Below are 22,367 nucleotides of genomic sequence, written 5' to 3'. Positions count from 1 at the left end.
ATAAAACATGAAAAAGTCAATATATAAAATCATTATACCAGGTACGTTAGCCTTGCTTTCTGTATCCTACTCATGTAAGAATTACCTGGATAAAGCGCCAACAGGTGTTTTAAACTCAGCTGTGCTTGCCAATAAGGCAGGTGTTGAGGGCTTGTTAATTGGTGCATATTCACTGTTAGATGGCGTATACCAGGGGCAACCTGTTGATGCCTGGGAAACCAGTGTTGATAACTGGAGTTTTGGTGGTATTGCGTCTGATGATGCTTACAAAGGTTCAAACCCTACAGATCAGCCGTATGCTGCCGAAATCATGACCCACACCACTAGCTCTGTTAATGAGTATGTGTTAAACAAATGGAAAAACCTTTACAATGGTATTCAACGTGCCAATGATGTTTTGAGGGAACTTCCGATGGTTACAGACGGATCTATCGATGCAACTTACAAAGCCCAATTAATTGGCGAGGCTCGCTTTTTAAGAGGTGTATATGAATTGGAGGCCTCAAAAATATGGAGAAACATACCTTATGTAGATGAAACCATCACCTATGATGCAGGTAACTTCAATGTAGGTAATCCGGGCCCTATCTGGGATAAAATAGAGGCTGATTTTGCTGCTGCGGTTGCTTCATTGCCAACTAAACAGGCACAAATTGGCCGTGTTAATAAATATGCTGCCGAAGCTTATTTGGCAAAAGCCTACATGTTTGATCATAAATATGATTTGGCCAGAACAGCATTAACGGATGTGATTACTAATGGCATAACATCTGGCGGTGCTAAGTATGCACTTGAGCCGTTTGCCAATAACTTTAATCCTTCAACCAAAAATGGCCCCGAAGCAGTATTCTCCGTGCAGATGACTGTATTAGATAACGCAAACGGTTATAATGGTAACTCGGGCGATGTGTTGAATTACCCAAGCGGTGGTCCTGCTGCCTGCTGCGGGTTTTACCAGCCATCTTTTAGCCTGGTAAACTCATACAAAGTAGATGCTGTTAGAGGTTTGCCTTTGCTGGATACTTATAATAATTCTGATTTAAAAAATGACCAAGGCGTTTTAGCTACAGATGTTACCTGGTTGCCAGATTCAACAACCCCGCTAGATCCACGCCTTGACTGGACCGTAGGCCGCAGAGGTATCCCTTATTTAGATTGGGGTATTCACCCGGGAGCTTCATGGGCACGTGACCAGGCAGATGGCGGTCCCTTTAGTCCGATTAAAAACGTTTATTACAAAGCGCAACAAGGTACCACCAGCGATACTTACAATGGCTGGGCTGCAAATCAGGCGAACTCAAATAACTATAATCTTATCCGTTTTGCCGATGTATTATTATGGGCTGCAGAATGTGAAATTGAGTCGACTGCAGGTAGCGTAGCACAAGCAGTAACTTATGTAAACCTTGTCAGAGCCCGTGCTGCTGATCCAACCGGTTGGGTTAAAGGCCGTGTAACCGGTTATACAGGTGGTGATGCAACCAAGCCAATTGTTGATAATACTTTACCGGCTGCAAACTACAAAGTAGGTTTATACTCAGCCGCAGATTTTACGTCAAAAGATCAGTCTCGTAAAATAATCTGGTTCGAGCGTAAGCTGGAGTTAGCTATGGAAGGTCATCGTTTCTTCGATTTACAACGCTATGATGGTTTATATGGTGGCCCGGGTGGTGCTGGATACATGAAAAACATACTTACCAATTATGTTGCACATGATGCCAACATTACCGGTTTTGCCAACCCAACTTTAAAAGGTGTTACCTTTACCCAGGGTAAAAACGAGCTTTATCCTATACCTCAAACTCAGATTGATGTTGAGCGCGGTGCGTTAAAACAAAACCCTAGTTATTAATAGGCATTAACATTATGTTTAAGGCGGAAACACACGTTTCCGCCTTTTTTATAAAACCAGATCATTGATTTTTGCCCATACCCCAAATGAAGTTTTTATATTATATAGCGCTTATTGTATGCTCATTTTCAATTGCTTCGTGCCATAAAAAAAGCATGTTCGAGCTTATACCTTCTGCTCATTCGGGTATAAAATTCAATAACCATATTGTCGAAACAGATTCTATAAACCCGCTTACCCGTATCAATATTTATAACGGCGGCGGTGTTGGTGTTGGCGATTTTAATAAAGATGGCAGGCCCGACCTGTACTTTACCGGCAATGCTGTTGCCAATAAGCTCTACTTAAATAAAGGCAATTTTCAATTTGATGATGTTACCACCGCGGCAGGCGTAGCCGGCAAAGGTGGCTGGGGCAGGGGTGTGGCTGTTGTTGATATTAATAATGATGGCTGGCCCGATATTTATGTTTGTAATACCCTGCTTGGCGATTCGTTGAAACGAACAAACCTGCTCTATATTAACCAGGGCAATGATAAAAATGGCATGCCGCACTTTAAAGAAATGGCTGCCGAATATGGGCTGAATGCGAGGGTACACTCTACGATGGCCTATTTCTTTGACTATGATAATGATGGCGACCTGGATATGTACCTGGTAGTTAATGAACTTAATCCGGGAGATAATCCCACCACTTTCAGACCCATTCACACAGATGGCTCTTACCACAGCACGGGGCGTTTGTACCGTAATGATTGGGACCCTACACTAAAGCATCCTGTTTATACAGATGTTTCTAAAAAAGCCGGCATCGACATAGAAGGATACGGCCACGCGGCCAGTATTGTTGATATAAATAACGATGGCTGGAAAGATATTTATGTGACCAATGATTTTATAACCAACGATATTTTATATATCAATAATCATGACGGCACTTTTACCGATGCTTCAAAGCAATATTTTAAGCATACATCCCTAACTGCAATGGGGCAGGATTTTGAGGACATTAATAATGATGGCCTTGTAGATATGTTTGCCTTAGACATGAACCCCGAAGATAATTTCAGGAAGAAAATGTTTATGAGCCCCAACAGTTATCAACTATACCAAAACACAGATTACTACGGTTATCAATATCAATATGTTCATAATACGCTCCAATTAAACCAGGGGTATAGCCTGGGCGAAGGTGATTCTGTTGGCCACCCGGTGTTTAGTGAGATAGGCTTTTTAAGCGGTGTATCGCAAACAGATTGGAGCTGGTGCCCGCTCATTACAGATTTTGACAATGATGGCTATCGCGATATTGTAGTTACCAACGGCTACCCCCGCGATGTAACAGACCATGACTTTACAACCTTTCGTTCGCAGGCTTACCAGGTGGCCAGCATGGAGCAAATACTCAGCCAGATACCAATAGTAAAGATCCACAACTATGCCTTTAAAAATGGCGGTAACCTGCAGTTTAGTGACGAAACCACCAACTGGGGCTTAACCATCCCGAGCTTTTCAAATGGGGCTGTTTATGTAGACCTGGATGGCGATGGCGATATGGATATGGTGGTTAATAATATTAATGATGAAGCCCTGGTTTATAAAAATACCCTGCGCGATAAAAGCGATACGCAGGCTGTACACTATTTAGGTATCAGTTTTAAAGGGGGCGATCAAAATATTAACGGCCTGGGTGCCTGGGCCAATATCTATTATGACCATGGTAAACAGCAGGTATATGAGAACACCCCGTACCGTGGGTACTTGTCTACCAATGATGCGATAGCGCACTTCGGTCTGGGTAATGTAACCAAGCTGGATTCGGTTGTTATTCGCTGGTCTAACCTTAAAAAACAGGTGTTAACCAATGTGGAGGCAAACCAGGTATTAAAGGTAAATATTGCTGATGCCAAACTGCCTTATAATTTTTTGCATCCTGCCATAGATAAACAGGCCATGTTTACCGAGGTTACCAAAGCCCGTAACATTACCTACAAACACCAGGACGAAGACTTTATCGATTTTAATATCCAGAAATTAATTCCGCATAAACTATCAGAATATGCACCGGCTACAGCAGTGGGCGATGTTAACGGCGATGGTTTGGACGATATTATAGTGGGAGGCAATGCTAAAAATCACGCCCAAATCTTGTTACAACAAGCTGATGGTAAGTTTAGCCAAAAAGATTTGATGCCAGGCGTTAATACTGCTGCACAAACGTTTAAAGACGAAGGCCTATTACTCTTTGATGCAGACGGCGACGGCGACCTCGACCTGTATATTGCCAGTGGCGGTTTCGAAAGCGAAACTAACTCACCAAATTACCGCGATCGTTTTTATGTAAACGATGGCAAAGGCAACTTTACGCAGGAAACATCGGCTATGCCGAATAACTTTACCAGCAAACTTTGTGTACGCGCAGTTGATTATGATAAGGACGGTGACCTTGATCTGTTTATTTCCGGCAGGGTTGATCCGTGGAATTATCCCAAACCGGTATCCAGCATCATTTTACGTAATGACAGTAAAAACGGGCACATCAAGTTTACCGATGTTACTGCCTCTGTAGCTAAAGACCTTAAAAATATTGGCCTGGTATGCGATGCCACTTTTACCGATTTTGACAACGATGGCTGGCCCGATCTGGTACTTGCCGGTGAGTGGATGCCTGTTACCTTCCTGAAAAACGATAAAGGCATATTTAAAAACGTAACTGCCGGAAGCGGTATAAGCGATAAGCTGGGCTGGTGGAACACCATTGCAGCCGGCGACTTCGACCACGACGGCGATATTGATTATATAGTTGGTAACACTGGTTTAAATACTTTTTATAAAGCTACAGAGCAATACCCGGTGTATATAACCGCCAAAGATTTTGATCATAACGGTAGTTATGATGCTTTTCCTTCGGTTTACCTGAAAGACCAAAAAGGGGAGATGAAAGAGTTTCCGGTTAATACCCGCGATGATGTTGTTAAGCAGGTAATCAGTACCCGTATCAGGTATCAGAATTACAAATCATTCGCGACAGCTACTATGGACGAGTTTTTGACGCCCGAAATGCGTAAGGGAGCGGTGAGGCTTAAAGCCAATACCCTGCAATCGTGCTATTTGCGTAATGATGGTGGTGGCAAGTTTACCGCTGTCCTATTGCCTGTGCAAGCGCAAATGTCTGAACTTTGTGGCATCACGGTTGATGATTTTGATGGCGATGGCAACCTGGATGTAGTGATGAACGGTAATGATTTTAGTACCGAAGTTACCACCGGCCGTTATGATGCCTTTAACGGGTTAATGTTAAAAGGCGATGGCAAAGGCGGTTTTAGCCCATTAAGTATTATGCAAAGCGGTATTTACATTCCCGGTGATGGCAAAGCGCTGGTTAAACTGCGCGGCGCCAATGGCAGTTATATGCTTGCAGCCAGCCAGCATTTGGGTGCACTTAAACTGTTTGAGCTAAAACGCCGTGTAAAAACGCTTAAACTGGATGCTTTAGACATGTTTGCGCTGGTTAAATATAAAAATGGTAAAGCTAGCCGGTTCGAATTTTATAATGGTTCTTCGTTCTTGTCACAGTCAGGGAGATTCTTTAATATTGAAAGTAATATGGCGTCTGTACGAGTAACCAATAGTACAGGCAAAACCAGAGACATTTCCCTAAATCAATAACATGTTTAATCCTAAATTATTTAAAGCAACTTGTGTCATTTTAGCCGGGTGCTTTGTTATTAGCTGTTCCCCAGGTAAGAAAACGCCGGTTAAAATTGATGATGCCGAAATATTGCATCAAAACGAAGATCAGTTAACGCAGGTAATTATATATGATGTATTTACCCCGCCGGTAGCCAGCCGTATTTACGGTTATGCGTCATTAGCTTCATACGAGGCTTTGCGTTACTCAGACCCTAAGTACAACTCTATTATTACTCAGTTAAAAGACTTTGGCAAACCGCCAGAGCCTCAAAAGGGTAAAACGTATAACTATACGTTAGCTGCCACCCATGCATTTTTTACCGTAGCGCATAAGGTTATTTTTTCTATAGATACGCTTAAAAAGTATGAAGATGGTGTGTATGCCAAATTCAAAAATAATCTCGACGATTCTACTTTCGCCCGTTCGGCCGCATTTGGCGATAGTATCGGTAGGCTGATTTTAAAGCGTGCGGCTTTTGATAATTACCCGCAAACCCGTGGTAAACCTCGTTTTCTGGGTAGCCGCGATCCGGGCAAGTGGCACCCAACACCTCCTGATTACCTGGACGGGGTTGAGTTTTGCTGGGGTACCATGAAACCTTTTGCCATTAATTCATCATCGCAGTTCCCGGTGCCACCTCCGCCGGCTTTTAGCGAAGATAAAAACAGCGAATACTATAAGCAAAATGTAGATCTGTATAACAAATGTACCCATCTAAGTAAAGAAGAAGAACTAATAGCCCGCTATTGGGACGATAACCCTTTTGTAATACAACATACCGGGCATATTATGTTTGCCAATAAAAAAATAACTCCGGGCGGGCACTGGATAGGTATAACCGCAATTGCCTGTAAAAAAACACATGCTAGCGCTATTAAAACAGCACAGGCCTATGCCTTAACTGCTGTTGCGTTGTATGATGCATTTATATGCTGCTGGCAAGAAAAATATACCACAAACTACATTCGCCCGGTAACAGTAATTGACGACAAGATAGATCACGGCTGGTTGCCGTTGCTGCAAACACCGCCTTTCCCCGAGTATCCAAGCGGGCACAGCGATATCAGCGCTGCATCATCAACCATGTTAACGCATTTATTTGGCGATAACTTTGCATTTCAGGATACCAGCGACTTACATTACATAGGTTTGCAACGCCATTTCGATTCATTCCTTAAAGCATCAGACGAAACCTCTGTGAGCCGGTATTACGGTGGTATCCATTACCTTAACAGTGTTAATGTGGGCGCAAAGCAAGGTCATGAGGTGGGCGAATACATCTGGAGCAAGCTTAAACTGACCAAGTAATTAAATAACCCCTGTAAAATACTAAATGAGCGTATCAACCAAATCTAAATATATTGTTGGCTTGTGTGCTTTTGTGTTGCTTTCATCCGGCACTATGCTGTTTAATGGCTGTAAATCAAAAACCAATACTTCGCAAATTCAGTTAACCGGCGATACCATAGCCGATGGTAAAATGCTTGCTGCTAAATATTGCACCAGCTGCCATAAACTGGTACCGGTAGATGCTTTAAGTAATGATGTTTGGCAATACCATACATTGCCCAATATGGCTAAGTATGTAGGCATATCTACCTATGGTAACGGTTTCTTTAAGCGCGACAGTGCCAGTGGTATTTCTATGAAAGATTGGGAAATCTTAACAGCTTATTACAAGAAAGCAGCTCCACAAACTTTGGCTCCGCAAAAAAGGCCCGAACCATTAATTAACGATTGGGCCAGTTTCTCGTTAAAACTACCTGCCGGTAATGCCGATATCCAAACGGCTTTCACCACAATGGTTGCTTTTGACCCTGCCGGGCATAAAATATACAGCAGCGATATTAATACCGAAAAGCTATACATATGGGATGCGCAGCTTAAGCCAACCGTGATGGCCAGTTTACCATCGGGAGCTGTAAATATGACTTTTGTAAAAGGTGCAGACGGAAAATATGATGGTGTACTATCATGCATCGGCAGGTTAGAGCCTGCAGATTATCCAAACGGGCGTTCTGTAAAGGTTAACTTAAAAGGTAAACCTGTGGTTACAAATATCGAAACGGATCTGTCGCGCCCGGTACAAACACAGGCTGCAGATTTTAATAAAGATGGTTTAACAGACTATGTGATATGTGCACAGGGTAATATTAAAGGGTATTTGTTTTGGATGAAACAGAATGCCGACCATACCTACACCCGTAACGAGATTAAGGGGGTGGCGGGTGCGGTACAAACTGTAGTCGGTGATTTTAATAATGATGGCTGGCCGGATGTAATGGCTTTGTTTGGCACGGGTAACGAAGGCTTATTTTTATTTTTAAACAATCAAAAGGGTGGCTTCACCGAGCGGATGCTCTTACAATTTCCACCGGTAAATGGCTCAACTAGTTTTCAGCTGGCAGATGTAAACCATGATGGCAAACCTGATCTCATCTATACCTGCGGTTATAACTTCCGCGATTCGCGGATCCTGAAGCCGTATCATGGTTTGTATATTTTTACCAATACCGGTAACTGGAACTTTAAGCAAAGCTTTTTTTATCCTATTAATGGTTGTACCAAAGCCATTGCTGCCGATTTTGATGGCGACGGCGATCTGGATATTGCCACGAGCGCCTATTTTGCCGATTTGAAAACTCAGCCTGCCGAAAGCTTTGTTTATTTTGAACAAGATAAGGCCATGCATTTTAAACCGCATGCCGTGCCAGTAAGTAAATATGGCCGTTGGTTTAGCATGGATGTTGGCGATTTTAATGGTGATGGTAAACCGGATATCGTATTGGGCAACTACAGTAAGGGTTTAAGTACCAATGAAAATTTAAATCCTAATCAAAATGGGCAAATCCCTTTGATTGTGCTCGAAAATCAAACTAAAAAATAAAATACCGGCATTTGTATTAAGCAATAAGGGAACCGCGTAGTTGTGCTTCCTTAAAGCTACCTGCAAAATTATAAGGCTATATGTTTAAAATTTCTAAATCAACAATTGTAAAGTTATGCGTGCTTGCCGGTATGTTTGCTGTTGCCGCAATAGCTTTTGAGAGTTGCCATACCAATACAACAACTAATCCGCAGGTTTTTGATGGGCAGCAGCTGGCCACAAAATATTGCACAAGCTGCCATATGTTGGCACAGCCCAATATGGCCGATAAAAAAAGCTGGGAAAAAAGCATCTTGCCTGCTATGGCCAAACAGCTGGGTTTGCAACAGTATATGGGGCAAATTTTTGCCGATCAGCATTCTGCGCTGTCTAGCGCCGAGTGGCAGGCTATTGCCAAATGGTATGTGTCAAAAGCGCCAGATTCATTAATAATCCCAAAACCTGCTGTGGCGCCATTGCGTGATTGGGCCGGTTTTACTTTGGTTCAACCTAAAAAGGTGAGTAAAGAAATGACGGCCATGACTACTATGGTATCCGTTAGCCCCGATGATCATCAACTTTATACAGCCGATGCTACCAATAATCTTTACAAATGGACACCGGATGGCAGATCGAAATTAGTTTATACATTCGACTCTCCGGTTACCGGGGTTGAATTTGTTAAAAGGCCCGAAGGTAACATAGGGGTATTTACCACTATTGGTAATATGATGCCTGTAGATGAATTGAAAGGCCGAATACAGGAGTTAAACCTAAGTGAGGGTAAGCCACAGCCACCGCTGGTAATTACCGATAGCCTGCCTCGCCCGGTACAAACGGTTACTGCCGATTTTAATAAAGATGGCTTAACTGATTATGTAGTATGCGGTTTTGGCCACGATAGGGGGGGCTTGTACTATGTACAGCAACTGCCAGGCAAAAAATATAAAAAACAACTGATGCTGGGCCTGCCCGGTGGGACGCAATTAATAAAAGGTGATTTTAATAACGATGGCTGGACTGATATAATGTGCTTGTTTGCGCAAAATGATGAAGGCATACGTATGTTTTTGAATAATAAAAAAGGGGGTTTTGATGTAAAAACCCTATTGCGTTTCCCGCCAATAAACGGTTCGAGTAGTTTTCAGCTGGTCGATTTTAATCATGACGGCAAGTTGGATATTTTGTATACCAGCGGCGATAATAGTGATTACTCTAAAGTATTGAAACCGTATCATGGAGTGTACATTTTTACCAACCTGGGTAACTGGAAGTTTAAGCAAACTTATTTTTACCATATAGATGGTTGTACAAAAGCAATGGCTGCTGATTTTGACGGTGATGGCGACCTGGATATTGCTGCTATCGGTTTTTTTAGTGATTTTAAATATCACCCCGAAGAAGGTTTTACCTATCTGGAACAAGCCGGTCTCAATAATTTTACTGCTCACCAAGTCCCGGTTGAAAAATATGGCCGCTGGATTAGTATGGATGTAAATGATGTGGACGGGAATGGTAGTCCGGATATTATTTTAGGCAACTTCTCGATAGGGCAAAGGGGTTTGTTGAATCAAAAAGGTTTTAAACCCCAATGGGATAATTTCGAGCCCATTATTATTCTGAAAAACAATATAAAGAAGCACTAAACGGTGCTTATAGTGAAATTATATCATAAAAGGGTAAATCAATACAACGGCAAACGATTGATGTTATGTAGTTTTGTTATAAATAGATATTCAATGAAGAAACTAATTCTTTCTACAATAGGAAGCCTTATTACCTGTTGCCTGCTGCCTTTTACTTTATGGGCACAAAGCGGCGCTGTTAAGCAGGTTAAATTAACTAATTTTCAATTACAGTCGTCATCGCTTATTGGTGAGTCGGGTACAGAGATCTCTAATCCAAAATACCATTCGAGTGTTTACTGGTTGCCGGTTAAGGTGCCGTCAACAGTACTTACGGGTTTGGTGGCCAACAAAATTTATCCCGATCCGTACCTGGGCTTAAACAATATGCTGATCCCCGATGCTTCGGATGAGTTTAACAAGCAATACAATCTGGCGCAATACAGCCACATAGCAGGCGAAAACCCCTGGAAAAAGCCTTATTGGTACCGTACCACATTTAAAGTGGCCGCTGCCGACAAGGGCCGTACTTTTCAATTGATATTTAAAGGTATTAACTACCGCGCTGCGGTTTGGGTTAATGGTAAACAAATTGCCGACTCGACCCAAATGGCCGGGATGTTTGCCGAATACAGCCTCGACATTAGTAAACACGTTAACGCAGGTGGCGATAACGTACTTGCCGTTAAAATATACCCGCTTGATTATCCCGGCTTACCGGATAAAGAGCAATTGGAAGCCATGGGTCCGTTTTACCTGAACGGTGGTCCAACCGGCGATATCGGTAAAAACGTAACCATGTTATGTTCTACAGGCTGGGACTGGATTCCGCCTGTGCGCGATCGTAACATGGGTATCTGGCAGCCGGTATTTTTGCGTACCACAGGTGGTGTAACCATCAGCCACCCTAAATTGGTGACCGACCTGCCTAAACTACCCGATACCAGCGTAGCCAAAATATCCTTAAATCTTACTTTAGATAACCACACTGGTGCATCAACCAACGGTAAACTAATTGTAAGCATTAAGCCCGAAAACTTTACCGGTGCTGCTGTGCAGTTTTCGCAAGCTATTAAGGTTAACGCTAATGCCAATACCGATGTGGCCCTGAATGCCGATAAGATCAGCCAGCTGATGGTTAGTCAGCCGCATTTATGGTGGCCTAATGGTTACGGTAAGCCTAACTTATACCGTATCCGTTTACAATATGCCGACGAAAAAGGCATGATGGATGATACCACCTTTTTATTCGGTATCCGTACGGTGGGCTCAAAGGCAACAACGGTTAATAACTATGTGCGCCGCGAGTTTTATGTGAACGGCCAGCGTATACACCTGAATGGTGGCGCATGGGTGCCTGATATGATGCTTAACCGCGACTCGGCCCGTTATGATTATGAGATGCACCTGTGCCGTAACGCCAACGTAAACCTGGTAAGGATTTGGGGTGGCGGGCCTACTCCGGGCGATGCCTTTTGGAATGCTGCCGATAAATATGGTCAGTTGGTATGGTCTGATTTCTGGATCACCGGCGATACTCAAGGCGAATTTAAAGGTTCGCAAGATTATCCGTTGGAGGGTGGTGTTTTTGTAAAAAATGTGATCAGTACCATACTGCGGGTGCGTAACCACCCAAGCTTATTAGTTTGGACTGGTGGTAACGAAGGCCATGCCCGTAAGGATCTTTATGATGCCATGCGTAACAACGTAATTAACCTGGATGGTACCCGTCCGTTTATCCCATGCTCATCCGGCCATGCGCATTTACCTGCCGACTGGAAAAAATCATGGCCCGATAACCTGGATGCCGGTGTTTACAGCGGTGGCCCTTATGATTGGAAAGACCCTAAAGAATATTATAAACTGGCAGACCTGCAGCACGACTGGGTATTTAAGGATGAAACAGGTATCCCGTCGCAGCCGCCATATACCACATTGCCGAAAATTATTACCAACCTAAGCTGGGACAAAAGCCTGCCATTCCCGCTCAACAACAGCTGGGGATACCATGATGCGGCAACAGGCGCAGGCAAGTATGACGAGTATTACAAGATAATGGCCAAAAGTTACGGCCAGCCAACCGATATCGTAGAGTTTTCGGATAAAATGCAGATGATGAATGCCGTGGGTTACCAGGGTATATTTGAAGCCGCAGGTTCTAAGCTAACCCAAACTGGTGGTGTAATGCTTTGGAAACTGAATGCAGCTTTTCCAAGTGTTATCTGGCAGATCTATGACTGGTACCTGGAGCCTAATGCAGGTTACTATGCTATGCAAAATGCGATAGAGCCATTACATATACAGTTTAATCAAAATGATTCAACAGTGGCTATCATAAACCGTAACCACCATGCAACAGGCAGGTTAAGTGCCGATGCTGCTATTTATACTACCGATACCAAACTGCTGAAATCAATCCACCTGGATAATTTAGGTTTGGCGCAAGAGGGTGTGCAATCAACCATCAAATTAAAAGAAACCCTTGCAGGTATTAAAGGTGTAAGCTTTGTGGTGCTGAATTTAAAGAACGCCGCAGGCAAAGTAGTATCGCATAACGTATACTGGATGGCCCCTGGAAACGATTTTACAGCTTTCAATAAAATGAAGCGTACCCAGGTAGTAGCCAAAGTATTAAAAGGCACCAAAGGTGTAAGCGAAAACAAGTGGACGGTGCAATTAAGCAACAATACGTCGCAAATCGCTTTCTTCGTTCGCCCGCAACTCATGAAGAACGGTGAAGAGGTAATGCCAAGTTACTGGTCTGCCAATTACTTTACACTGGCCCCGCATGAGAGCATTACCGTAACGGTAAGTGCGCCGGTTGCCAAATTAGGTACAACCACACCAACCATTTTAATAGAAGGTTGGAACATTGATAAGCAAACATTAAGCGCGCCATTGGCAAGCAAATAATAAAGAAACTCAATCAATCACTCTAAATCCGGCCGTCTCAAAACTTTTGAGGCGGCTTTTTTATTGTACGGTATTTCCGATTTCGGATTTATTATCTTGTCTCTTGGTTTTTGACTCTTGATTATGAAAATATGGAGAATATTATAGTTATAGGTGCTGGTGCCGCTGGCTTAATGGCTGCCTGTTTATTGGCCAGGGCGGGTAAAAGCGTAACTGTGCTCGAGGCGCGTAACCGTACCGGCGGGCGTATCCATACCATTACCGATGCTGCTTTTTCTAGTATTGAACTTGGAGCCGAATTTGTACATGGAGATTTGCCGGTAACACTTGCCTTACTTGATGAAGCCGGGATTGGCTACAAGCATGCGGGCGGCGAAATGTGGCACTACAAAGATGGCAGATTCTTTGCCGAAGATGAGCAGGTAGAAGGCTGGGATAAATTAATGGACAATCTTAAAAAGCTGAAGCATGATACCAGCATCAGTAGCTTTTTGGAGGAGTATTTTCCGGATGAAAAATATCAGCCCCTCAAAAAATCTGTATTAGGGTTTGTTGCGGGTTATGATACTGCCGACCCCGGCAATGCCAGTACATTTGCCCTGCGCGAAGAATGGCAGAACGAAGACTATAGCGCACAGCACCGGGTTGATGGCGGCTATTGCCGCATAATTAATTACTTGGTTGATGAGATTAAAGCTAGTGGAGGTAACATCCACCTTAACTCGCCGGTTAAGGCTGTAGAATGGACTGGTAACCCTGTAAAAGTAATTACCCTTTACGGAGATACCTATGAGGCCGATAAGGTATTAATTGCTTTATCATTGGGTGTTTTGCAATTACCGGCAGACAATCAGGAACGGATTATCTTTCAGCCTGAAATAACTATACATCATGACGCCTTGCAGCAAATAGGTTTTGGAGCAATTATTAAAATACTGTTGAGGTTTGATGAGGTATTCTGGCAGCAGGCCGGCGGGCAGGATATGACTGATATGGGTTTCCTTTTTTCTGATGAAAAGATACCTACCTGGTGGACACAAGCACCCGGGCACGAGCCTTTACTTACAGGCTGGCTGGGTGGTGGGCCTGCCAGGGAATTGGAACATGCAACCGAAGAAGAACTATTTGAAATGGCTCTCACCTCATTATCCAATATTTATGGCATTAGTATAGCAGATCTGAAACATAAGCTTATTGCCCATTATGTTGTGAACTGGACGGCAGACTTATATTCCCGTGGTTCTTATGCTTACGATACTGTTACGTCTGAAGCAGCGCGTGCTGTACTAAACCTCCCCGTACAGCACACTTTATACTTTGCAGGCGAATATTTGTACCAAGGGCCATCAATGGGTACTGTAGAAGCGGCGCTTACCAGTGGTAAAAATGCTTCAAAAAGTATATTAACTGATTTGCAATGATTTAACTGATATGATATAAATTATCTAAACGTCATAAATTTACTGACTTAAAAGTACGTGAAACTGAAATTATGATTTTTTATGATAGATTCTGACACTAATATTGTAAAAAAAATATCAAAGAAACAGGTTTATTACAAAAAGAGATGGTTTTAACGTTTAAATTTGCCCTATCTCATACACGTTACCCCATGTTTAATAAAATTGCTTTCTACGGCATCACGTCGATTTTTATTAGTTTTTATACGGTAAATGGATATGCTCAGCAAACGCTGAGTATGAAAGAGGCAGTAAGCTTAGGATTACAAAACTATCCTGCAGTTAAAGCAAAAGCTAACCAGCTGAATGCTTCAAAGGCTTATCTGTCAGAAACCCGTACCGAGTATCTTCCCAATTTAAACTTCTCCGGCCAGCAGGATTATGGTACCATTAACGGTACTAATGGTCCGTTGTATGGTTACCGGGGAGGTAATGTGGCTTCATCGGGCCCGGCATTGGCATCCCAAAATTGGAATGCTGCCTTTGGCGCCCTGTATCTTACCAATGTTGATTGGGACTTTTTTGCTTTTGGCCGCGCCGTTGAAAAGGTGAACGTGCAAAAGAAAATTGTGGCAAGAGATCAGAATGATCTTAACCAGGAATTATTTCAACACAAGGTACGTATCGCTGCGGCTTATTTAGATCTGCTGGCTGCGCAACGCATTGTAAAATCACAGCAAGATAACTTAAACCGCGCGCTCGAACTGCGCCGTGTTGTAGTTGCCCGTGTAACCAACGGCTTAAATGCCGGGGTAGATTCATCTTTGGCTAACTCAGAGGTTTCTAACGCCCGTATTGCATTAACCAACGCACAGCAAACCGCCCAGGATCGTAATAGCCAGCTGGTACAATACCTTGGTGTTACGCCGCGGCAATTTGCACTTGATAGTGTTTTTGTAACAGGCGTACCTCCAAACACAGATGCTGCATCTACCGTATCATTGCAAAACCACCCGTTATTGCAGTACTACCAAAGCCGCGTTAACGTAAGCGATAACCAGGCTAAGTATTTAAGTAAACTTGCCATGCCAACGTTTAGCTTCTTTGGTACTTTCCAGGGCAGGGGGTCGGGCTTTTCGCCGGGCGTAACCGCTACCGCGCCTAATGACTACAATGATAATTATGGTTCGGGTGTAGATCCTACCCGCTATAATTACCTGTTGGGCATAGGTGTAAACTGGAACTTCACCAGTTTGTTCAGGGTGCATTACCAGGTTAAATCGCAAAAATATACCTCGATGCAATATAAGGACGATTACGACCTGATAACCCAGCAATTGGTAGCACAACAGGCACTTGCAGAGATACGCATCGGTAATTCATTAAAGAATTATCGCGAAGCACCGATAGAGGTAAAAGCCGCTAATGATGCTTATGTGCAAAAGGGCACACTTTATCGCAACGGCTTATCGAGCATTGTTGATTTTACAACAGCGCTGTTTAATTTAAACCGTGCGCAGATAGACCGTGATATTGCTTACAACAACGTTTGGCAGGCGGTACTGTTAAAAGCTGCAGCAGCAGGTGATTTTGGAATATTTATAAACAACTTACAATAATATAAAGATGGGAATGATAAAAGGCGCACTACAAAGACCAATTACTGTGTTGGTTATTGTGGCCGGATTGTTTTTCTTTGGTATAAATGCTATACGCAATATCAAGATTGATATTTTCCCGGATCTTAACCTTCCGGTAATCTACGTTTCGCATCCGTTTGGTGGTTACACTGCCGATCAGATGGAATCATACTTTGGTAAACAATATGTAAACTTACTTTTGTACGTATCGGGTGTAAAAAGTATCGAAACCCGTAATATTACCGGTTTAACACTCATTAAATTAACTTTCTATCAGGGAACAAATATGGCACAAGCCGCGGCGGAGGTCACGGCTTACACCAACAGGGCCCAGGCTATCTTCCCCCCGGGAACACAGCCACCCTTTATTCTCCGTTTCGATGCTTCTACCTTGCCGGTTGGCCAGTTAGTATTAAGCAGCCCAACCCGTACCAATAACGAGTTGCTGGATATGGCCAACATTTATGTACGTTCTTCATTTACATCGGTACCAGGGTTGGTATCACCGGCGCCGTTTGGTGGTAATACCCGTACTGTAGTTGTTAAGATTGACCCGGAGCTGTTACGCTCGCATAGCTTAACGCCCGATCAGATTGTGGCCGCTATTCGCGATAATAATCAGAATACCCCGGCCGGTAACGTACGCATAGGCGACTTTAACTATGTAACCCCGGCCAACACTTCAATTAAGAAAATCCCTGACTTTGGTAATATTCCTATTTACCGCAATGGTATCCAAACCGTGTTTTTGCGCGATGTTGGTACGGTAGAAGATGGTGCAGATATAACCAGCAGTTATGCACTTATTAATGGTAAACGCTCTGTATACCTGCCTATCACCAAGTCTGCCGATGCATCTACCTGGGAAGTGGTTCAAAACCTGAAGAAAGCAATACCCCGTTTCCAGGCTTTATTGCCGGATGATGTAAAGCTATCTTATGAGTTTGACCAATCTATATATGTAATTAACGCAGTAAAAAGTTTGGCCGAAGAGGGTACCATTGGTGCCATACTTACAGGTTTAATGGTATTGCTGTTTTTGGGCGATAAGAGAGGGGCGCTTATTGTAATTTTAACTATCCCTACATCTCTTGTCTCTGGTATTTTATTCCTTTCGTTATTCCACCAAACCATCAACATTATGACGCTGAGCGGGTTGTCGCTGGCTATTGGTGTACTGGTAGATGAATCCACGGTAACGATAGAGAATATTCACCAGCATTTTGATATGGGTAAACCCAAAGCCCTGGCCATTTGGGATGCCTGTAAGGAAATTGCGTTCCCTAAATTGCTGATCCTGTTTTGTATCCTGGCGGTGTTTGCACCGGCCTTCACCATGACGGGTATCCCAGGTGCATTATTCTTACCATTAGCATTGGCTATCGGTTTCTCTATGATTACGTCTTATTTACTGGCACAAACCTTTGTACCGGTAATGGCCAACTGGATTATGATCAACAAGCATGAAAAAGCTGATTATGCCATGGAAGACGAGGGCGACCACGCTGCTCAAAAAGAAGAAGAGTTGCATCAAATGGAAGAAAGAGCTAAAGAGGGCGGCGGCTTCGATAAATTCAGGGTTAAATATTTGGGCCTGATAGATAGTATGCTAAAAACCCGTAAGCTCATCTCTATCGTTTATGTGGTTGGTGCTTTGGGTGCGGCATATTTTATTCTGAGTATTACCGGGCGCGATGTATTGCCTAAGGTAAATTCGGGCACCTTTCAGGTGAGATTACGCGCACCAGACGGCACACGTTTAGAGCGTACAGAAGCTGTTGTGATTAAAACACTGCACATGTTAAATGCGATGGTGGGCCGCAAAAATATCCAGGTTACATCTGCATTTGTTGGGCAGCACCCGTCGCAGTTTTCAACAAGCCCAATCTATTTATTTATGGCCGGCCCGCAAGAGGCTGTGCTACAAGTAAACCTGGCAGAAGACTATAAAGTAAACCTGGACGATTTTAAAGAGAAGTTTAGAGCGCGTATGGCTAAAGAGCAGCCCAACGTGTCGCTTTCGTTCGAACCAATCGATTTAACAGATAAAATTTTGAGCCAGGGTTCACCTACACCTGTTGAGGTGGCCATTTTGGGCAAAAATAAAAAGCAGAATATCCAGTTTGCTTACAAAGTACTCGAGAAGCTGAAGAAGCTGGATTATATGCGCGATGTACAATTAGGGCAAGCTGTAAAATACCCGGCTATTAATATCAACATAGATCGTGTTCGTGCTGCACAATTGGGCTTAAGCCTTAGTGATATATCGCGCTCATTAATCGCAGCAACATCTTCATCAAGGTTTACAGATAAAAACGTATGGCTGGATGAGAAAGTTGGCTTAAGCTACAACGTACAGGTACAGGTGCCAGAATACCAAATGGCCGATATTAATTCTATTAAGGAAATCCCGATTATGGCCAACCAGCAACGCCCTGTTTTAGGTGATGTTGCCGATATTAAAATGGGTACTACCTATGGTGAGGACGATGATATAGGTGCCATCCCAATGGTTACCGTAACCGCCAACCTCAACAAAAAGGATTTGGGTACCGCTTCAGACGATTTGCAAAAGGTAATTAAATCATTAGGTAAATTACCCCGTGGTTTAACAGTACAACCCCGCGGTTTAACCCAAACGCTTGATGATACCCTGGGTAGCTTACAAAACGGCTTATTAGTGGCTATCATTGTGATATTCCTGATGCTTACTGCCAACTTTCAATCCTTTAAAGTGGCATTGGTTGTGTTATCTACAGTACCGGCGGTACTATTTGGTTCATTGCTGTTGGTTAAAATAACCGGTTCTACACTAAACTTACAGTCTTATATGGGTATGATTATGTCCGTAGGGGTATCTATTTCCAACTCGGTATTATTGATCTCCAACGCCGAAGAGATTCGTAAATATAATGGTAATGCACTTAAAGCCGCCCGTGAAGCTGCTGCACTGCGTTTAAGGCCAATCCTCATGACCAGTTTGGCCATGATGGTGGGTATGATCCCGATGGCATCCGGCCTTGGCGAAGGTGGTGATCAAACATCGCCACTGGGCCGTGCGGTTATAGGTGGTTTATTTGCATCAACATTTGCTGCCTTGCTTATATTACCTTTAATATTTGCATGGGTACAAGGTAACGCTACTACAGATTCTGTATCACTAGATCCGGAAGATAAAGAAAGCAAATTCTATGTGCCATTGAAACATAGCCCAGAAGGCGGTAACGATCAGCATTTAATAGAATTACAATAATTAACAGAATTAGTCCCTGATACAGATCAGTAAGAAATACACATGAAAACTATAGCGTTAAAAATGCCGGTTAAATTATCAACAGCTTTGGTGGCTTTGATAGCATGCAGCTTAACTTTGAGCAGCTGCGGTGACAAAAAAGAAAAAGAGAAAGAAGACCAGGCTGCCGAGCAACAGGAGCAGGGTGTTGATAACCCGGTTGTAGAGACCGTTAGTTTACAAAAAGGTAAGCTAACCTCTAACATCCAGGTGCCGGGCGAACTGGCACCCTATCAACAGGTTGATCTTTATGCCAAAGTAAGTAGCTACGTTAAGCAATTAAAAGTTGACGTAGGTTCTGAAGTGCATTCCGGCCAGGTTTTAATGACCCTCGATGCACCGGAGATTAATTCACAATTGGCAGAAGCTAAAGCCCGTATAGCGCAGCAAACAGCGGCTTATGCGGCAAGCAAATCAAACTATGATCGTTTGGTTAATACAGCTAAAACGCCCGGTACCATCGCCCAAAATGATGTAGACCAGGCTGCTGCAAAAAAGGATGCTGATTATGCAAACATAGAGGCAGCCAAATCATTCTACAAACAAATTAGCGCCAACCTGGAGTACTTGGTTATCCGTGCACCGTTTGATGGCGTGATTACCGCCCGTAATGTAAACATTGGCGCTTATGTTGGCCCAAGTGGTACCGGGTCGGCCCTGCCGGTGCTGGTATTGCAACAACAGAGCAGGATGCGTTTAATTGTATCTATACCCGAGGCCTACACCGGTGGTTTAAGTAATAAGGATGAAGTTTCATTTACCGTTCGCTCTTTGCCTAACGAAACTTTTACCGCTAAAGTGGTACGTTTATCTGGCGCGCTTGATGCCCGTTTACGGTCTGAACGCTTAGAGATGGATGTTTATAATAAGAACAAAAAGCTTTTACCGGGAATGACTGCTGAAGTAAATATGCCGCTTCCGTCGCGCGATAGCAGTTTTATAGTTCCTAAGGCAGCGGTAGTACGTTCGACAGAGAAAGTGTTTATTGTTAAGGTTGACTCAAACCATCACGCTAAATGGGTTGATGTTAAACCCGGCCTGGAAGATGGCAGCGGAAACATTGAAATTTTTGGAAAAGGAATGACCGTTGGCGATAAGATACTGACTAAAGCCACCGACGAGATTAGAGATGGTATGCCGCTTAGGGATAAACCAGCCACTAAAGACGACGAAAAAGGCGGCGACGAATAATATTAATACCTACCTATGAATAAAAAAGACCGGCTCATTGAACCGGTCTTTTTTTTGATCTGAAAGTATTTTATCCCAATAAAACTCCTGAATTAAGATGCTTGTCCAGCTAATAAATATAATACTGCCATGCGGATGGCAACACCATTCTCCACCTGGTCTAATATAATAGATTGCTTGCTGTCGGCTACGTCGCTGGTGATCTCTACCCCGCGGTTAATAGGGCCCGGGTGCATTACCGTGATCTTTTTATCAAGGCCATCTAATATTTGTTTGTTTAAACCATAAAGCATGGTATACTCCCGCAGTGAAGGGAAGTACTTAATGTCCTGGCGTTCTAACTGGATGCGCAGCATATTGGCTACATCGCACCAGTTTAATGCTTTAATTAAGTTATGCTCTACCTTAACACCCAATGAACCGATGTACTTAGGGATTAGCGTAGTTGGCCCGCAAACCATTACTTCGGCGCCTAATTGTTTAAGGCAAAGTATGTTGGATAGTGCCACCCGCGAGTGCAGGATGTCGCCCACAATCACTACCTTTTTACCTGCCACATCACCATATTTTTCACGGATAGAAAAAGCATCGAGCAAAGCCTGAGTTGGGTGTTCATGCGCGCCGTCGCCAGCGTTTACAATCTGCGCTTTAACATGCTTTGATAAAAATACGCCAGCGCCGGCATAAGGGTGGCGCATTACCACTAAATCAACCTTCATGGCCAGGATGTTGTTCACGGTATCGATCAGGGTTTCGCCCTTGCTTACCGATGATGAAGATGCGGCAAAGTTTACCACATCGGCAGATAATCTGCGTTCGGCCAGCTCGAAAGATAAGCGGGTACGGGTAGAGTTTTCGAAAAAGATATTGGCGATGGTTACATCGCGCAGCGAAGGCACTTTTTTAATAGGGCGGTTTAAAACCGATTTAAATGTATCAGCAGTTTCAAATATCAGCTGAATATCAGCCGCGTTTAAATCTTTTATGCCTAATAGGTGCCGTGTGCTCAGTCCTGCCATGTTTGTTTATTTCGGATATCGGATGTTCGATATCGGATTTATTATTATTTCACTATAATTTGTCATCCTGAACGATAGTGAAGAATCTTCTTCGCTGTGCTATTAGAAGAGGATTCTTCGTGCCTCAGAATGACAAATAGTATTATTTATTGTCATGTCGTACAAGGAAATCCGATATCGAACATCCGAAATCCGACATTAAAAATTACTCATTCACTAATACAATCCTATCCTCGCTGTCGGCTTCTTTCCAGCTTACTACTACTTTTTGCGATGCGATAGAATCAACCTCAATACCTGTATAATCTGCAGCTACCGGCAGGTGCCTCGAATAGCGGCGATCTACCAATACCAATAATTCTACCTTTTCGGGGCGGCCAAAGGCTTGTAATGCGTCCATAGCGGCGCGGATGGTACGGCCGGTCCAGAGCACGTCGTCCATCATAATTACTTTTTTGCCTTCAGTAATAAAATCTATTTTGGTTTGATTGGGTACCAGTTGTTCTCCACGGCGGCGAAAGTCGTCGCGGTAGAAGGTAATGTCAAGGTCGCCCTGTAATATGGTTTTGCCGGGTAGTATTTTTCGAAGTTCTTCTGCAATGCGTTTAGCCAGGTAAATGCCGCGGGGCTGTATACCAATAATAACAGAATCAGAAAAATCATTATGATTTTCGATTAACTGACGACATAAACGCTGTATGGTTATCTGAAATTTCTGACCGTCGAGCAGCGTAAGATTTTGCATCGTTTGGGTGGATTTGGGCAAAGGTAATGAATTTGTTGATTTGTTGAGGAGGGAATTTGGAAATTGGTTGATGCAATCTTAAACCGTCATCCCGAATTTATTTCGGGATCCCACGGGGCAGGTGGGGTGTG

General features: G+C 43.3%; 12 protein-coding genes. 10 read left to right on the top strand and 2 right to left on the bottom strand.

What is annotated here, in order from left to right:
• Positions 1–7 precede the first annotated feature (7 nt).
• The 10 genes from RG47T_RS15205 to RG47T_RS15160 all read left to right on the top strand — a co-directional run bounded on the left by RG47T_RS15205 (position 8) and on the right by RG47T_RS15160 (position 20,472).
• On the top strand, positions 8–1,852 hold the full coding sequence (locus RG47T_RS15205) for a RagB/SusD family nutrient uptake outer membrane protein (RefSeq protein ID WP_074490265.1): 1,845 nt from the start codon (positions 8–10) through the stop codon (positions 1,850–1,852).
• 155 nt (positions 1,853–2,007) lie between these two features.
• Complete coding sequence (locus RG47T_RS15200; protein WP_253187523.1) at positions 2,008–5,520, top strand: VCBS repeat-containing protein; 3,513 nt, start codon at positions 2,008–2,010, stop codon at positions 5,518–5,520.
• A 1-nt stretch (position 5,521) separates the two neighbouring features.
• Positions 5,522–6,853 carry a vanadium-dependent haloperoxidase gene (locus RG47T_RS15195; RefSeq protein ID WP_074490263.1) on the top strand — a complete coding sequence of 444 codons (1,332 nt, stop codon included), beginning with the start codon at positions 5,522–5,524 and terminating at the stop codon, positions 6,851–6,853.
• A 25-nt stretch (positions 6,854–6,878) separates the two neighbouring features.
• A complete protein-coding gene (locus RG47T_RS15190) occupies positions 6,879–8,432 on the top strand; it encodes an FG-GAP repeat domain-containing protein (protein WP_074490262.1) in 1,554 nt (517 codons plus the stop codon).
• 80 nt (positions 8,433–8,512) lie between these two features.
• Positions 8,513–10,057, top strand: a complete 1,545-nt coding sequence (locus RG47T_RS15185) for an FG-GAP repeat domain-containing protein (protein ID WP_074490261.1) — start codon at positions 8,513–8,515, stop codon at positions 10,055–10,057.
• 93 nt (positions 10,058–10,150) lie between these two features.
• On the top strand, positions 10,151–12,949 hold the full coding sequence (locus tag RG47T_RS15180; protein WP_074490260.1) for a glycoside hydrolase family 2 protein: 2,799 nt from the start codon (positions 10,151–10,153) through the stop codon (positions 12,947–12,949).
• 131 nt (positions 12,950–13,080) lie between these two features.
• Positions 13,081–14,370, top strand: coding sequence for a flavin monoamine oxidase family protein (locus RG47T_RS15175; RefSeq protein ID WP_074490259.1), 1,290 nt, complete (start codon positions 13,081–13,083; stop codon positions 14,368–14,370).
• A gap of 191 nt (positions 14,371–14,561) precedes the next feature.
• Positions 14,562–15,968: a TolC family protein gene (locus RG47T_RS15170; RefSeq protein ID WP_171972539.1), complete on the top strand. Its 1,407-nt coding sequence runs from the start codon at positions 14,562–14,564 to the stop codon at positions 15,966–15,968.
• Positions 15,969–15,975: 7 nt separating this feature from the next.
• Positions 15,976–19,242 carry an efflux RND transporter permease subunit gene (locus tag RG47T_RS15165; RefSeq protein WP_074490258.1) on the top strand — a complete coding sequence of 1,089 codons (3,267 nt, stop codon included), beginning with the start codon at positions 15,976–15,978 and terminating at the stop codon, positions 19,240–19,242.
• A gap of 42 nt (positions 19,243–19,284) precedes the next feature.
• Positions 19,285–20,472, top strand: coding sequence for an efflux RND transporter periplasmic adaptor subunit (locus tag RG47T_RS15160; RefSeq protein ID WP_074490257.1), 1,188 nt, complete (start codon positions 19,285–19,287; stop codon positions 20,470–20,472).
• Between the two features lie 92 nt (positions 20,473–20,564).
• Here RG47T_RS15160 and RG47T_RS15155 read toward each other — a convergent pair whose 3' ends face one another.
• Entirely contained in the window at positions 20,565–21,491 is a 927-nt protein-coding gene (locus tag RG47T_RS15155) for an aspartate carbamoyltransferase catalytic subunit (RefSeq protein WP_074490256.1), read from the bottom strand.
• 205 nt (positions 21,492–21,696) lie between these two features.
• The gene (gene pyrR / locus RG47T_RS15150) at positions 21,697–22,236 is read right to left on the bottom strand and encodes a bifunctional pyr operon transcriptional regulator/uracil phosphoribosyltransferase PyrR (protein WP_074490255.1); all 540 of its coding nucleotides are present in this window, start codon (positions 22,234–22,236) and stop codon (positions 21,697–21,699) included.
• Between the last annotated feature and the right edge of the window lie 131 nt (positions 22,237–22,367).

Source organism: Mucilaginibacter polytrichastri (genome assembly GCF_001911425.1).
GTDB lineage: Bacteria > Bacteroidota > Bacteroidia > Sphingobacteriales > Sphingobacteriaceae > Mucilaginibacter > Mucilaginibacter polytrichastri.
This window is presented reverse-complemented; position numbering and strand designations above follow the sequence as displayed.